The organism is Sediminicola sp. YIK13 (assembly GCF_001430825.1).
In the GTDB taxonomy this organism is placed as follows: Bacteria; Bacteroidota; Bacteroidia; order Flavobacteriales; family Flavobacteriaceae; genus Sediminicola.
In genome coordinates this window covers 2,486,755-2,501,514 of record NZ_CP010535.1, presented here as the reverse complement: position 1 = coordinate 2,501,514, position 14,760 = coordinate 2,486,755, and the positions used below count along the sequence as shown (strand labels likewise).

General features: G+C 40.1%; 11 protein-coding genes. 3 read left to right on the top strand and 8 right to left on the bottom strand.

The features are described 5' to 3' along the window. Positions 1 to 322 precede the first annotated feature (322 nt). The gene (gene dgt, locus SB49_RS11155; protein WP_062056599.1) at positions 323 to 1,669 is read left to right on the top strand and encodes a dGTP triphosphohydrolase; all 1,347 of its coding nucleotides are present in this window, start codon (positions 323 to 325) and stop codon (positions 1,667 to 1,669) included. Here the strand turns inward: dgt and SB49_RS11150 are convergent. Continuing rightward, positions 1,666 to 2,805: a DUF3078 domain-containing protein gene (locus SB49_RS11150; protein WP_062056597.1), complete on the bottom strand. Its 1,140-nt coding sequence runs from the start codon at positions 2,803 to 2,805 to the stop codon at positions 1,666 to 1,668. The genes dgt and SB49_RS11150 overlap by 4 nt on opposite strands. Next, positions 2,792 to 4,555: a 1-deoxy-D-xylulose-5-phosphate synthase gene (locus tag SB49_RS11145; protein ID WP_062056595.1), complete on the bottom strand. Its 1,764-nt coding sequence runs from the start codon at positions 4,553 to 4,555 to the stop codon at positions 2,792 to 2,794. Before SB49_RS11145 ends, SB49_RS11150 begins: the two co-directional genes overlap by 14 nt. 74 nt (positions 4,556 to 4,629) lie before the next feature. On the opposite strand from SB49_RS11145, the gene SB49_RS11140 reads away from it, so the two are divergent. Continuing rightward, on the top strand, positions 4,630 to 5,079 hold the full coding sequence (locus tag SB49_RS11140; RefSeq protein WP_062056593.1) for a nucleoside deaminase: 450 nt from the start codon (positions 4,630 to 4,632) through the stop codon (positions 5,077 to 5,079). An 81-nt stretch (positions 5,080 to 5,160) separates the two neighbouring features. Here the strand turns inward: SB49_RS11140 and SB49_RS11135 are convergent, their stop codons facing one another. The 4 genes from SB49_RS11135 to aspS form a co-directional block, all read right to left on the bottom strand. Beyond that, on the bottom strand, positions 5,161 to 5,355 hold the full coding sequence (locus SB49_RS11135) for a cold-shock protein (protein ID WP_062056591.1): 195 nt from the start codon (positions 5,353 to 5,355) through the stop codon (positions 5,161 to 5,163). A gap of 85 nt (positions 5,356 to 5,440) precedes the next feature. Then, positions 5,441 to 5,698 (bottom strand): hypothetical protein, encoded by a 258-nt coding sequence (locus SB49_RS11130; protein ID WP_062056589.1) that lies wholly within the window; start codon positions 5,696 to 5,698, stop codon positions 5,441 to 5,443. An 8-nt stretch (positions 5,699 to 5,706) separates the two neighbouring features. Further along, entirely contained in the window at positions 5,707 to 7,491 is a 1,785-nt protein-coding gene (locus SB49_RS11125; RefSeq protein WP_062056587.1) for a chloride channel protein, read from the bottom strand. Positions 7,492 to 7,550: 59 nt separating this feature from the next. Beyond that, positions 7,551 to 9,305, bottom strand: a complete 1,755-nt coding sequence (gene aspS / locus SB49_RS11120; protein WP_062056585.1) for an aspartate--tRNA ligase — start codon at positions 9,303 to 9,305, stop codon at positions 7,551 to 7,553. Positions 9,306 to 9,584: 279 nt separating this feature from the next. Here aspS and SB49_RS11115 point away from each other — a divergent pair, with 279 nt between their 5' ends. After that, the gene (locus tag SB49_RS11115) at positions 9,585 to 9,935 is read left to right on the top strand and encodes a toxin-antitoxin system YwqK family antitoxin (protein ID WP_062056583.1); all 351 of its coding nucleotides are present in this window, start codon (positions 9,585 to 9,587) and stop codon (positions 9,933 to 9,935) included. Between the two features lie 152 nt (positions 9,936 to 10,087). Here the strand turns inward: SB49_RS11115 and SB49_RS11110 are convergent, their stop codons facing one another. Both SB49_RS11110 and SB49_RS11105 read right to left on the bottom strand, forming a co-directional pair. Continuing rightward, positions 10,088 to 13,561, bottom strand: a complete 3,474-nt coding sequence (locus tag SB49_RS11110; protein ID WP_062056581.1) for an efflux RND transporter permease subunit — start codon at positions 13,559 to 13,561, stop codon at positions 10,088 to 10,090. Positions 13,562 to 13,567: 6 nt separating this feature from the next. After that, positions 13,568 to 14,737 (bottom strand): efflux RND transporter periplasmic adaptor subunit, encoded by a 1,170-nt coding sequence (locus tag SB49_RS11105; RefSeq protein WP_062056579.1) that lies wholly within the window; start codon positions 14,735 to 14,737, stop codon positions 13,568 to 13,570. Between the last annotated feature and the right edge of the window lie 23 nt (positions 14,738 to 14,760).

The following is a 14,760-nucleotide window of genomic DNA, read 5'->3' as shown; positions in this document are numbered from 1 at the left end:
ATTAACTGTGGATTAACAATAAAATATTTCTGCCGTCCTCTTTCTATAGAAAAAAAGCCGCCCTGATCAGAGGCAGCCTTTCGATTTCTACAGAAAGTTGACAAAAACTAATATATGATGAAATCTAAAACCTGTCTTAAGACAGAGCCAAATTCGGACTTTATTTACATTTTTAGGTAAATTTTAGATTAAGTAATTATTAAGATTATAATCGTGACCTTTTGATTGAGGAGGTAATAAATAGGGTAACATCAGTTTTAACTCTTGGCTATTTGGATGTCGAATGCATTAAAATGTATCTTGCGTCTTCAAACAAAGTACTATGAATTGGGAACAGCTACTATCCCTCAGAAGGCAGGGAGATACCCACAAAAGATTACGAAAAGAACAAGATGAGACCCGTTTGGGGTTTGAGGTAGATTATGATAGAATAATTTTTTCTGCTGCTTTTAGGAGCCTTCAAGATAAAACACAGGTGATTCCCTTATCAAAAACCGACTTTGTACATACCAGACTTACGCATAGTTTGGAGGTTTCTGTGGTTGGAAGGAGTTTGGGAAGGATCGCTGGAAAAAAAATATTGGAGAAACATCCCTATTTAAAAGAGGTACATGGTTATCATTTTAATGATTTTGGTGCTATAGTTGCCGCAGCTGCATTGGCCCATGATATTGGAAACCCACCATTTGGTCATAGCGGTGAAAAGGCCATAGGAGAATATTTTAAAACTGGGAACGGACAACATTACCGTTCAGAATTGTCCGAAAAAGAATATCAGGATATTATTGATTTTGAGGGAAACTCCAATGGTTTAAAACTTTTGACGGAAACTAGGGAGGGAGTTCAAGGTGGACTGCGACTGAGTTATGCTACCCTAGGTGCTTTTATGAAATACCCAAAGGAATCTTTACCCAAAAAACCAACTGCACATATTGCTGACAAGAAGTTTGGGTTTTTTCAAACAGAACGACATTTCTTTGAAGAAGTGGCAAAAGAACTTGGATTAAACCAGACAAGGCAAGGCAAGGATAGTTCCTTTTCCAGGCATCCCTTGACCTATTTGGTAGAGGCCGCAGATGATATTTGTTATACAATTATCGATTTTGAAGATGGGATTAATTTGGGACTGATCCCAGAAGATTTTGCGCTGGAATATCTTATCAAATTGGTAAAGGATTCGATCAACACAAAGAAATACAACGAAATGGTCTACATGGAGGATCGACTTAGCTATTTACGTGCTTTGGCGATCAGCACCTTGATTACTGATGTGATACAAGTTTTTGTAGAAAATGAAGAGGCTATTTTAGATGGCACTTTTGGGGTATCATTATTGGATAAAAGCAAATACAAGGCACAGATATCCGATATCATCCAACTTAGTGTCGAAAAGGTTTATCAATCCCAAGAAGTAATAGAAAAGGAAATAGCCGGGTACAGGATTATTTCGGACATCTTGGACGTTTATACAAGCGCCCTGGTACAGAAAACCAAAGGACAGGCTTCAAATTACGATAGGTTAGTGGTAAAGACTTTACCGGCTTTTTACCAGCGTACAGAGGATCTTAGTATTTATCAAATTCTATTGAACACCTGTTGTTATGTGGCCAGTCTGTCGGATGGTGCAGCGGTACACATCCATAATAAAATAATGGGAAGGCACCTTTAAAAGGAATAGGCCACACCTACCCCTAATATTTGTTTGAATTGGATTCTGGGTCCCCCGGAATCCACAATAGTGCCATCCTCGTTCCGGAGTTCTTCAAACTTAATATCATCATCATATATGATTTGGGTACCAATATTGGTTTGGATGTATTTATTGACTACGAGCTTTATATTGAGCTCCCAATCCACATCAATATTCCCAAACCTCCTCAGATAATCGGTATAGAGATTTATCCTATGATCTAAATAAACATTTTCGAAAATTTGTTTTTGCCACGTATTGGTAATGAGAAAACCAAATTCCATGAAAACCTTTTTGCCCGGTGTGATGAGATTCCCGTCTGCATCAAAAACCGCCTTTTTAACCCCAAAAGCGCCTTGATTGGCCAAGGTTTGATCTTGGACATAGGTCATTTTTTGGGTGATGGGAGAAATATAAAGATTGAAGCTTTTTCCATCTGGGATATAGGAGGTACCAGCTCCTAAAAATAGATATCCAGGAGCCATAAATCTAGAAACGGGGGTAGATCTGTCCGGGTATTTGTACCCATTTGAAAATTGGGTGTTAAAATTGGCCTTTACGGAATAATACCAATTGCTAAGGGTGTCCCTTCTATAGCCGAAGGTGGAGCTTAGTCTAATTAGATCCTCTGTTTTTCTTATTTTGCGCCCCTCTTGGGCATTGAGACCATATCTAAATTCCAGGTCATTATCCCACTGTATGTACCTAAATTTATAATTTTTAATAAATTTCAGGTTCCCGGCTGCGGCAATGGAATTGTCACCTCCGGCCTTCCAGTTGACAAAGGCCGCCTCGTTAAGATTAATTTTAAGGATATTTTCATTCTGCCAGAAGGAGGGTACTTTAAACTTGTTGAATGCCTTGGTTCTAGCTTTTGTTTTTTTGAAGGAAACAATGGGGTTGGTCAGGTTTACACTGCGGGGAATATTTCTGATTTTGGTCTGCACTGCGCGGATCACAATGGTGTCAACTGTTATTGTGTCTACGGCCGTGGTATCTATCGGTTGTCTTGTGGGAATAGTATCCTGTGCGGTAACAGCGAAAAAATTTAAGAAGAGCAAAAGTATGATGGCCAACCTTCTGACTTGCCTAAATAGGTACTCAATAAATCTCATTTATATACTTTTTAAGCGATAATACGTCTACGTTGCACAAGGCCTGTAATTCTTCCAAAGTACCGTGTTCTATAAAGCTATCGTCTATACCAAATATTTTTATCTTTTTATGGGACCCTATTCTGTTTGCAAATTCCAAAACTGCACTTCCCATTCCCCCAATTTTGGAACCATCCTCTATGGTAATGATGTGTTCGTACTTTTCAAGGATCATTTTTAGCATAACGTCATCCAAGGGTTTTACAAAACCAATATTGTAATGTCCTATCTTTTTGGAACTATCAATTTCTTTTAATAGTTCGCTAACATTGTTTCCTATGTGTCCAAGCGAAAGCACTGCAATTGTTGTGCCTTTTTGTAATTCTACAGCAGTTCCTATAGTTATTTTTTCAAAAGGTAGCCTCCAGTTTTTCAACACCCCTCTACCCCTAGGGTAACGGATGGCTATGGGCCCTTCTAATCCCAATTGGGCGGTGAACATAATATTTCTAAGTTCCACCTCGTTCATCGGCGCAAAGATGATCATATTGGGGATACATCTTAGATAGGCGATATCGAAGACTCCGTGGTGGGTGGCGCCATCTTGCCCAACCAATCCTGCCCTGTCCAAACAGAAGATCACAGGCAATTTCTGTAGGGCCACATCGTGAATGACCTGATCGTAGGCACGCTGTAAAAAGGTGGAATAAATATTACAAAAAGGAACCAATCCCTCTGTGGCCATCCCGGCGGCCATGGTAACTGCGTGTTGCTCTGCAATACCTACATCAAACGCCCTTTCAGGGATTTGTTCCATCATATATTTAAGGGAACTTCCGGTGGGCATTGCAGGGGTAATGCCTATAATATGCTTATTGTTCAGTGCCAGCTCAACGATGCTGTGCCCAAAAACATCTTGATATTTGGGAGGGCCTTCCTGTGTCGGTTTTGGAATTAGGTCCCCTGTCAATTTATCAAATTTTCCTGGGGCATGATACGTTACTTGATCGGTTTCTGCCTGCAGGAGTCCCTTGCCCTTGGTCGTAATAATATGTAGTAATTTGGGACCCTTAACGGCTTTTAAGCGCTGCAGCTCTGCTATTAAAACAGGTAGATCATGACCATCTACAGGTCCTGAATAATCAAAATTCAGGCATTCAAAAATATTTTCTTCTTTGGCGGTACCCTTTTTTACGTTGGTCAAGTATTTTTTAAGTGCACCAACACTGGGATCTATACCAATGGCATTATCATTTAGGATTATCAGGACGTTTGTGTCTGTAACCCCTGCATGGTTCAGTCCTTCAAAGGCCATACCACTCGCGATAGAGGCATCACCGATCACCGCAATATGGTGCCGTTTTGTATCCCCTTTAATTTTTGATGCTAGGGCCATTCCCAAAATAGCGGAGATAGAGGTTGAGCTATGTCCAGTTCCAAAATCATCATATTCGCTCTCACTGCGATTGGGAAAGCCACTGATACCCCCCATTTGGCGGTTGGTCTCAAATAGATTTTTTCTTCCCGTAAGTATTTTGTGAACATAAGCCTGATGGCCTACATCCCAAATTAATTTATCTAATGGAGTGTTGTATACGTAATGAAGGGCGATGGTAAGTTCCACTACGCCTAGGCTGGCGCCCAAATGCCCTTCCTTGGTGGCAACAATATCTATTATAAAGGCCCTTATTTCTTTGGCAAGCTGGGGGAGATCCAAGGTTTTTAGCTGTCTAAGATCTGCGGGAAAGTTTATTTTTTCTAGATGTTTCATGGCTTCAGGCAAATGTACATTAAATTCATTTTTTGATAGAGCTAGATCATAGGTTAAAATTGTAATTTTGAGGTATGGATTTAGAAATGGACGATGCCTATTTTATGAAAAGAGCCCTTCAAGAGGCTGAATCTGCCTTTGAAAAGGGCGAGGTCCCTGTAGGGGCTATTATTGTAATACAAAACAGGATTATTGCTCGTGCCCATAATTTAACAGAACAGTTAAATGATGTTACGGCACATGCAGAAATGCAGGCTATAACTTCCGCTGCCAACTACTTAGGAGGTAAATATTTGCATAATTGTACTCTTTATGTGACTCTAGAGCCTTGTCAAATGTGCGCTGGAGCTTTATATTGGAGTCAAATTAGCAATATAGTCTATGGGGCAACTGATATTGAAAGAGGATGTGGTGTAATGGGATCTACCCTCCACCCCAAAACTAAAATTAGGGGAGGACTTTTGGAAAACGAAGCTTCCGACCTATTGAAAAAATTTTTTATTCAGAGAAGAAACCTCAATTAACAGTAAAAACGTCTTAAGCCTGAAAATTAAAGACGCCCTCCATTTGGAGGGCGTCTTTGTTTCTAATCAAAATAAAATATGCTATCCAATTACTTGCACTTGTCCTGCAACCACTCCCTTTCTGCCTTCTTCTTCTTGGTATTCTACTTTGTCGCCTTCGTTTAACTCAACTCCGTTCAATCCTGTAGCATGTACAAAAATGTCTTGTCCGGTGTCGTCATTGGTAATGAATCCGTAACCTTTGGAAACATTGAAAAATTTAATAGTTCCAGTCATTCAATAAAAGATTTAAAATAAACAAATAGTTTCAACTACTAAGTTATATTTTTTTTGGAGAAAGTGAGAAAATTGGAATGCAAAATTATTGATTATCAGGCTTTTCCTCTTTTTTAGCTTGCATCTTCTTAATATTTTCTTCAGTCAACATGTAATCTTTTACTTTTTTGCCTTTGCTCTCTTTTATCAGAAAAAGAGGCATTGCGATCAGGAATATACCCACGGTTCCAAAACCAATATATTTGTTGGCAATCACGGGATTAGTCTCCATAATACTAAAGCCATAAATTATACTGCCCAAGGAGGCCAGAAGTATAACGATGATGATGTATTTAATTTTCATGACGTTTGTTATTTTGTAAAATTGATCAATTTTCTTCGGTAAGCAGTCAATAATTTTGACTTGGATATGAAGCCGTGATATTTTCCATCCTTTATGACCGGTAGGTTCCAAGCTCCGCTATCCTGAAATTTTTTCATTACTTTCTGCATGGTATCTTTTTCATAAAAGATGTATTCCGGAGCACTGTGCATAATAGAACCTACCTCCGTGGTATCATATAGTGAGCTATCGAACATAATTTCCCGAATATCATCCAAAAGGATAATCCCTACCAAACGGTCTTCTTCATCCAAAACAGGGAAGATATTCCTTGTTGATTTTGATACCGATTTGTGGAGCATTTCCCCAAGGGTCATTGTTGAGGTCACCGTTTTGAAATTTTGTTCTATCACATCATCCAAATGCATGAGGGTAAGGACCGTTTGGTCCTTATTATGGGTTAATAAAGCACCTTGTTGCGCCAATTCTTTTGTATAAATAGAATGGTCTATGGCATTTTTGGTGATTAGATACGAAATGGATGAAGTAATCATTAGGGGAACAAAAAGTTCATATCCTCCAGTAATCTCGGCAATTAAAAATATAGCTGTTAGGGGGGCATGCAAAACCCCTGCAATGAGTCCAGCCATTCCTATAAGGGTGAAATTACTTTCGGAAACCACCAGACCCAATCCTGAATTATTGATGACCTTGGCAACGACATTTCCCAAGGCACTTCCCATGACCATTGTGGGAATAAAGATTCCACCCGACCCACCTGCTGCGATGGTTGTTGTCATTGCAATCGCCTTAAAAATGGTGATTCCAAATAAAAGACCTATAACAACCCAAATGTTACTCGTGTATTCATCGAAGGGTGTTTTCCCCAAAGCTTTTAAATGGTCTCCATCCAATAGATTGTTGATCAGGCCAAACCCTTCCCCGTATAAGGGCGGGATGAAATAGAGCATGATTCCTATGGTAATACCACCAACCAATAATTTGTATTTGGGACTCTTGAATCGCTTAAAAAAGGTCAGGATAGAAAAATACATTTTGGTGAAGTAGATAGAGGCGAATGCGGTTCCAACTCCAAGTAAAACAAAGAAAAAGGTGTCTTTTATTTCAAACTTATCCGTTATGGTAAAATTAAAAAGCACCTCATTGCCCAAAAAGAAATAAGATGTTAGCACTCCTGAAATAGAGGCCAATAATAAGGGCAGTAAGGAGAGCATGGTTAGGTCAAGGCTAAATACTTCCACGGCAAAAATGATGGCAGCAATTGGCGATTGAAAAATGGAGGCTATGGCTCCTGCTGAGGCACACGCAATCAATAAGGACCGTGTTTTGGCATTGATGTGAAATAATTTTCCCAGATTGGAACTTATTGCAGCTCCCGAAGCCACAGCAGGACCCAACAATCCTACCGAACCCCCAAACCCTACAGTTAATGGGGCGGTTATCAAGGGAGTATAAATTTGAATGGGTTTAATTAGCCCTTTTTTTTTGGAAAGCGTAAACAAAATGGACGAAACAGCGTGCTCCAACGGTTTTTTCAAAACAAATTTCACATATAGAAACACTAAAAAGAGCCCTATTACCGGTAGAATGAAGTACAATTGGTTATTGGAAAAAATGATTCCCTGTTCCAAAAATGCTTCAATAAAATAGGTGGTGTTCTTCAGAGTAACTGCGGCCAAACCAGCTAAAAAACCAACAATGACACTGAGGATATGTACAAAGGTTTTGTTGGAGATATGTTTGTACCTCCAAATTAAAAAGCGGGTAAAGATATTTTTCTTTCGGATTGGCATTTCCTTGGTTCCCTAATTATTATTTAAAAAAAATCCCGCTTTAAAACGGGATCTTTTAGTTATGATTGAATATCTAATTTAAGATTTAATTCTTTTAATTGTGCATCATCAATAAAGGCAGGGGCATCTATCATCACATCCCGACCACTATTATTTTTTGGGAATGCTATAAAATCCCTGATTGTTTCCTGTCCGCCCAAAATGGCAACCAACCTATCCAACCCAAATGCTAGTCCACCATGGGGAGGGGCACCGTATTGAAAGGCATCCATCAAGAATCCAAATTGTGCTTTTGCCTCTTCTTCGGTGAAGCCCAAATGCCTGAACATCGTTGCTTGTGTTTCCTTATCGTGGATACGAATAGATCCACCTCCAATTTCATTTCCATTCAATACCAAGTCGTAGGCGTTTGCTTTGACAGCGCCCGGATCAGTATCTAATAATTCCATCTGTCCAGGTTTTGGGGAAGTAAAAGGATGGTGCATGGCGTGGTAGTTTCCAGTTTCCTCATCCAGTTCCAACAATGGAAAATCTACTACCCATAAAGGTGCAAATTCTTCTTTGTTCCGCAATCCTAATCGTTGTGCCAATTCCATGCGCAAAGCGCTCAGCTGGGTCCTTGTCTTGAGAGGCTCGCCTGATAGTACACAGATTAGATCACCTGGTTTGGCATTGGTTGCTTCGGCCCATTGAGCAAGATCTTTTTCATCGAAGAATTTATCAACGGAAGATTTAAAACTGCCGTCCTCGTTATATTTGGCGTAGACCATACCTTTGGCACCTACTTGGGGCCTTCTTACCCAGTCAACAAGGGCATCTATTTCTTTTCTCGTGTATGCCGCTCCTCCGGGTACCGCTATCCCTACCACGAGTTCGGCATCATTGAATATGGCAAAATCTTTGTGTTGGGCCACAGTGTTTAATTCGCCAAACTCCATCCCAAAGCGAATGTCTGGCTTATCGTTCCCATATTTTTGCATGGCATCATCATAGGTCATTCGGGGGAAATTGCCAATCTCTATGCCTTTGATTTCTTTCAGAAGATGTCTCGTCAGCCCTTCGAAGACATTTAATATATCTTCTTGTTCCACAAAGGCCATTTCACAGTCGATCTGGGTAAACTCAGGCTGTCGGTCTGCCCTAAGGTCTTCGTCCCTGAAACATTTTACAATCTGGAAATATTTATCCATGCCACCTACCATTAGCAACTGCTTAAAGGTTTGGGGAGACTGGGGAAGGGCGTAAAACTGACCTTCGTTCATTCTACTTGGAACCACAAAATCCCTGGCACCTTCCGGGGTAGATTTAATTAAATAGGGGGTTTCTACTTCAATAAAGGCTTGGTCAGATAAGTATTTCCTAACCTCCATGGTCACCTTATGCCTAAAAATAAGATTGTTTTTAACTGGATTCCTTCGGATATCCAAGTACCGGTATTTCATACGTATGTCTTCACCACCGTCTGTCTGGTCTTCTATGGTAAATGGTGGAAGCAGCGATTTGTTTAAAATAACTAGGTTGGAAACCAATATTTCGATATCCCCAGTGGGTATATTAGGATTTTTGGAAGATCTTTCTATCACCTTGCCATGAATTTGGATTACAAATTCCCTACCCAAGGATTTGGCTTGATCCATAATTTCAGTAGAGGTTCGCTCCTCATCAAATATTAACTGGGTAAGGCCATAACGATCTCTAAGATCGACCCAAATCATAAATCCTTTATCTCTTACTTTTTGAACCCATCCAGAGAGGACTACTTCTTTATTGATATCTGACGACCTTAATTGGCCACAGGTTTGACTTCTATACATTTGCAATAGCTTAATTGATTGGCAAATGTAAGAAGTATCGGGATAAGGAGAAACATTAAGCTTGTATGTAATCCATATTTTTATAAAAGATTTTTGAATTCTTGTTGATGGGTATGCCCAACTGAATCGTAGTACATCCTGTTCGAGGGCTTAATATTAATTCGATTCAATGTTAATTTAATGTAAATTTATAGTTAACTCATTGTTGCCTCGAATTGAATTTATTGTATATTTAGGATATAATTAGAAATTAAAAATCGTTTTTAACCCTGAAACAATATGAAAATCAACCTGATATTAATAGCATTTTTATTGGCTTTTGCCTCGCATGCACAGGCACCTGACCCAACCTTTGTCAAAGACGGGGATTTAATAAAAGGCACCTATTTCCATGAAAATGGAAACATAGCCCAAACGGGTCATTTTTTGGAAGGCAAACTACATGGGGAGTGGATCATGTATAATGAAGAAGGTGATAAAACTGCATTAGGTTCCTATGTTAACGGAAAGAAGGTAGGTAAATGGTTTTTCTGGAAATCTGAGGGACTAAACGAAGTAGACTTCAAAGACAGTAGGATTGCCAGTGTTACCCAATGGAACTCTGCGGGAACTTTGGTGGTCAACAAATAACGATACAAATACCCAACCCTAAGCTAGAAGGCCCGATGTATGTATCGGACCTTTTTTATTAAACCGTTTTACAGTGGTGTAAAATAGATATCGGGCAGTATATCTTTCAAAGATGGTACTGCCCGATATCTTATACTTTTACTATTTTCCTTCTAACTTTTACGTATTCCCCTCAATTTTATTTTGAGCCTGTAGGTTATAAAGAATAGTACAGGAACGATAATCAAAGTAAGGAAGGTAGCTACAATTAAACCATAGATCACGGTCCAAGCCAAGGGCCCCCAGAATATAACATTGTCACCGCCTATGTATATATTGGGATTGAATTCCGAAAACAGGGAAAAGAAATCTATATTCAGCCCTATCGCCAATGGAATAAGTCCCAAAACGGTAGTAATAGCAGTTAGAATTACTGGACGCAATCTCGCCTTTCCACCTTTTATTATGGATTCTCTAGCATCATCCCTGGTTAAAAGGTCTCTATCATCCATATCTAACTTCACCTTTTTTCGATCAATAAGAATTTGGGTATAGTCCAAAAGCACCACTCCGTTGTTTACCACAATACCGGCCAAGGAAATAATTCCCATCATGGTCATCATGATAACGAATGGTTTTCCGGTTATAATAAGCCCTCCAAAAACCCCTATAAAACTTAAGAATATGGCGATCATAATAATCGAAGGTTTGGAAATTCCGCCAAACTGAAAGATCAAAATAAGCATTATGAGCCCCAAACCGGTAAAGAATGCCCCGACCAAAAATTGCATTTGCTTGTTCTGTTCCTCTATCTGCCCCGTATAGTCTATACGAACATTTTGAGGCAAGGTCTTATAACTTTCCATCTCCTTTTGTATTTCACTTACAATGGCGGCGGCATCGGTGAAACCGGGCTTTAAACCAGAATAAACGGTTACCACCCTTATATTGTCCCTATGTTTGATGGCGCTAAAGGAAGAAGTGTTTCTTTGAGAAGCTACAGCTGAAACAGGAATTTCTTTGATCTGTCCGTTCGCAGGATCCCTAAAAATGATGTTTTGGTTAAAAAGGGCACTTTTATCATATCTGTTCTCTTCATTAAAACGGACGTTGATGTTGTAGTCCTCTCCATCCTTTTTGTAGATACCGGCCTTTTCACCAAACAAGGATCTTCTTAGCTGATTTCCAACCTGTCCTACAGCAACTCCCAACTCTCCTGCTTTTTCGCGGTCCACGACCACCTGCATGGAAGGTTTTCCTTTGTTAACGTCAATCTTCAATTCCTCAATCCCAGCAATATTTTTCGTATTGATGAAATTGCGCATGTCCTCTGCGGTACTGATCAACTCATCGTAATCTTTCCCTTGCAACTCTATGTTGATGGGGTAACCGGCTGGAGGACCCGCTGCATCTTTTTCAATGGAAATTGCTACCCCGGGATAAATTCCCTTTAGAGATTCTTGAATGTTTTTCCTGAGCTCCTCTGTATCCAGTCCGTTCCTGTATTTAAACTCGCGCATAGAGACAGTAAGCTTTCCACGATGGGGCATTTCTGCCGCAGAGCCCCCATCGGTCTGCGGGTTCCCCGCGCCTTCCCCAACTTGTGATACCGCCGATTCAACCAGATAGTTGTTTGCGCCATTGGCATCGGTGTATTTATCGCTATTAATGATTCCATAGACCCTTTTTTCAATATCCTGGGTCAGTTCATTGGTCTTTTCAATGGAGGTTCCCTGGGGGTATTCTATATAAACATAGATCTCATTCGGAATGGTATCCGGAAAAAATTCTATTTTAGTTCTCTGGGTGCTAATGGAGACTCCAAAGAGCATAAAGGCACCAATAAGCATTGCCACCGTTCCCCCGAAATACCAATACACATTATTTCCCCTCAGGGCATGCATCAATCGTCTTTCGTACCAATTTTCAAAGCGTACCATAGTATTCTTTTGAAAATTGATTGCCCATCTTTTCAGGAAGTATTTGTAGATCCAGAACATGGCCGCTGTTAGGATTAAAACACTGCCCAAACCTCTGACAGTACCACCAAATATCAGGATGAAGATTCCAAGTCCCCCCATAATGATGCTCAGTCGCACCAGTTGTTTAACAGTCAGTTCCTTCTCTCCAGTATCCATAAAATTGGAGACCAACATGGAATTCATAAATATGGCCACAAACAGTGAAGATCCCAGCACCACCGATAGTGTAATAGGGAAGTAAATCATGAACTGTCCGAAGATTCCAGGCCATAATCCCAAGGGTACAAAAGCGGCAACAGTGGTGGCCGTAGAAATAATAATCGGAAAGGCAATTTCGCCAATTCCTTTTTTTGCGGCCTCGATACGGGGCATCCCTTCATCCATGAGTCGGTATACATTTTCTACCACCACAATTCCATTATCCACCAGCATCCCCAAACCCATGATCATTCCAAAGAGTATCATGGTATTTAAGGTGTATCCCAGCCATGAAAGGATCATAAACGACATGAACATGGACATAGGTATTGCGAAACCTACAAAGAGTGCATTTCTAAATCCTAGAAAGAACATGAGCACAGTAACCACCAAAATAATTCCGAAAATAATGTTGTTCACCAAGTCATCCACTTGATTTAGAGTCCTGCCGGAAGAGTCATTTGCTATTGAAATCCCCAAATCAGTAGGGTAGTAGTTGGCTTTAGCATCTTTGACCATTGCCTTGATCTTATCGGAGGCTTCGATCATATTCTTGCCTGCCCTTTTCTTTATGTCCAACATCACCACACTTTCGCCAAACTCACGGGCAAATGTGGTTTTTTCCTCTTCTGAAAAGGTAACCTGGGCAATATCCTTTAAATAAACAGCATTCCCATTTTCCGATTTTACTACGAAGTCATACAAGTCTTTTGGGTCTTCTATCTCTCCCAAGATTCTAATGGTTCGTCTTTGACCGCTGGTCTTTAAATTTCCTGCGGACATGGTAATGTTACCATTTCTGATGGTATTCAGAACATCATCAAAACTAACCTTGGCGGCCATCATTTTATAGACATCCACCGCAATTTCAACCTCCTTGTCCTGAGCACCCCTTATATCCACTTGCTTTATCTCAGGCAGGTCTTCGATTTCATCCTGCATGTGCTCCGCGAATTCCTTTAGCTTTTCTACGGGGTAATCCCCCGTAAAGTTAATGTTCATTATGGGGAACTGCTCTGAAAGGTTTAAGTCAAAAACATTGGGATCTACTTTGGCATTATTGAAAATGGGCCAGTCTTCCGTTGCTTTTTCACTATCTACTTCATCCTTTACCTTTTGTTTTGCCGCCTCAACCGTGATTTCTTCATCAAATTCAACGGTGATAATGGAATAATCTTCCTGAGAGGTAGAGGTTATCTCCACCAAATTGCTGATATTCTTAAGCTTATCCTCCAAGGGATCTGTGATCAAACGCTCGATGTCTTCCGCTGTATTGCCGGGGTACAGGGTGCTAATGTAAATTTTGGTTTCCTTAATTTCCGGGAAATCCTCTCTTGGCATACCAAAATAGGAAGACAGCCCTATCCATAGGAAGAGTCCAATCATAACATAGATTACACTAGGGTTATCTATGGCCCAGGACGATAATCCAAATTCCTTATCGGCGTTTTTTTTCTGCTTGCTCATGGGCTTTTAGTTTATGATTTTTACTTTTTGACCATCTTTAACGCTTCTGGCTCCTTCTTTGATCACCTGGTTTCCATCTTCTATCCCGGAAAGCACTTCAATGAATGCCCCTTGGGTCTTCCCGGTTGTAATAATTATTTTCTTTGCTATGGCCTCATTATCCGCATTTGGCTCCATGGCTATGTAAGCGTATTGCTCCCCTTCGGCATTTTCCGAAATAATACTCTGTGGGATTAAAATAGCTTTTTCACTGGTGTAATCGTTGATACGCACTTTGGCCGTTAAATTTGGTTTTATAGTTCCATTTTTGTTAGGGACGGGAATCTCTACACTAAAAGATCTGTTACTTGGATTGATGAAATTTCCGGTCTGACGGATTTTTGTGATTGTACTATCCCCCAATACAGGAAAAAATACTTTCGCCTCTTTTCCTATGGTGACGCTACCCAAATATGTTTCCGGTACTTCCACATCAATATACATATCAGAAAGGTTCACAATACGGAATACCTCAGACCCCGGTCCTGGTGAAACCACGGTGCCCTGGTCTTTGATCACATTGTCGATGATTCCTGAAAAAGGAGCCCTTATGGAAGATTTACCCAATTGACTTTGAAATTGTTTCACGGCATTTTGCTGTGCTTCATAATTGGATTTTGCTTGAAGATATTGTATTTCAGAACCTATTTTTTGGTCCCATAGACGCTTTTGACGTTCGAAAGTAGTTTTTGCCAATTCTGCCTGTGTTTTTAGTTGTGCCAATTGACTTCCCATACCCCCATCGTCGATGGTGGCCAAAAGCTGTCCTTTGCTTACCTGCTGACCTTTTTGAACATATACCTTTTGCAACGTTCCTGCCATTTCCGGATAGATCAACACATTTTGTTTGGTCATTACGTCGCCTTGTAATTCTAAAAAGTGGTCAAATTTTTGTTCCTCTGCCTTAACCGTAGTGACCAACGGTAATTTTTCGTCCAGGTTAAAGTTCGCGATCACTGAATCTAGAAGCTTTATTTCTTGATCCGTAATTTTTAATTGCTCCGAAAGTTCACTCTTTTTAGCTCTCATGGCTTCAACATCGCCAGCTTCTATAAGGCTGTCCACGGACTGCTCTCCGTTATTTCCGCAAGCAGTAAGAATAAGTGTGGCTACAAATATGTAATAGATATTTTTCATTTTGAATTGTATTATAAATAGGT

What these genes read in the sequence shown, in the direction of transcription:
- dgt (WP_062056599.1), top strand. Translation starts at nt 323, where the DNA reads ATGAATTGGGAACAGCTACTATCCCTCAGAAGGCAGGGAGATACCCAC.
- SB49_RS11150 (WP_062056597.1), bottom strand. Translation starts at nt 2,805, where the DNA reads ATGAGATTTATTGAGTACCTATTTAGGCAAGTCAGAAGGTTGGCCATC.
- SB49_RS11145 (WP_062056595.1), bottom strand. Translation starts at nt 4,555, where the DNA reads ATGAAACATCTAGAAAAAATAAACTTTCCCGCAGATCTTAGACAGCTA.
- SB49_RS11140 (WP_062056593.1), top strand. Translation starts at nt 4,630, where the DNA reads ATGGATTTAGAAATGGACGATGCCTATTTTATGAAAAGAGCCCTTCAA.
- SB49_RS11135 (WP_062056591.1), bottom strand. Translation starts at nt 5,355, where the DNA reads ATGACTGGAACTATTAAATTTTTCAATGTTTCCAAAGGTTACGGATTC.
- SB49_RS11130 (WP_062056589.1), bottom strand. Translation starts at nt 5,698, where the DNA reads ATGAAAATTAAATACATCATCATCGTTATACTTCTGGCCTCCTTGGGC.
- SB49_RS11125 (WP_062056587.1), bottom strand. Translation starts at nt 7,491, where the DNA reads ATGCCAATCCGAAAGAAAAATATCTTTACCCGCTTTTTAATTTGGAGG.
- aspS (WP_062056585.1), bottom strand. Translation starts at nt 9,305, where the DNA reads ATGTATAGAAGTCAAACCTGTGGCCAATTAAGGTCGTCAGATATCAAT.
- SB49_RS11115 (WP_062056583.1), top strand. Translation starts at nt 9,585, where the DNA reads ATGAAAATCAACCTGATATTAATAGCATTTTTATTGGCTTTTGCCTCG.
- SB49_RS11110 (WP_062056581.1), bottom strand. Translation starts at nt 13,561, where the DNA reads ATGAGCAAGCAGAAAAAAAACGCCGATAAGGAATTTGGATTATCGTCC.
- SB49_RS11105 (WP_062056579.1), bottom strand. Translation starts at nt 14,737, where the DNA reads ATGAAAAATATCTATTACATATTTGTAGCCACACTTATTCTTACTGCT.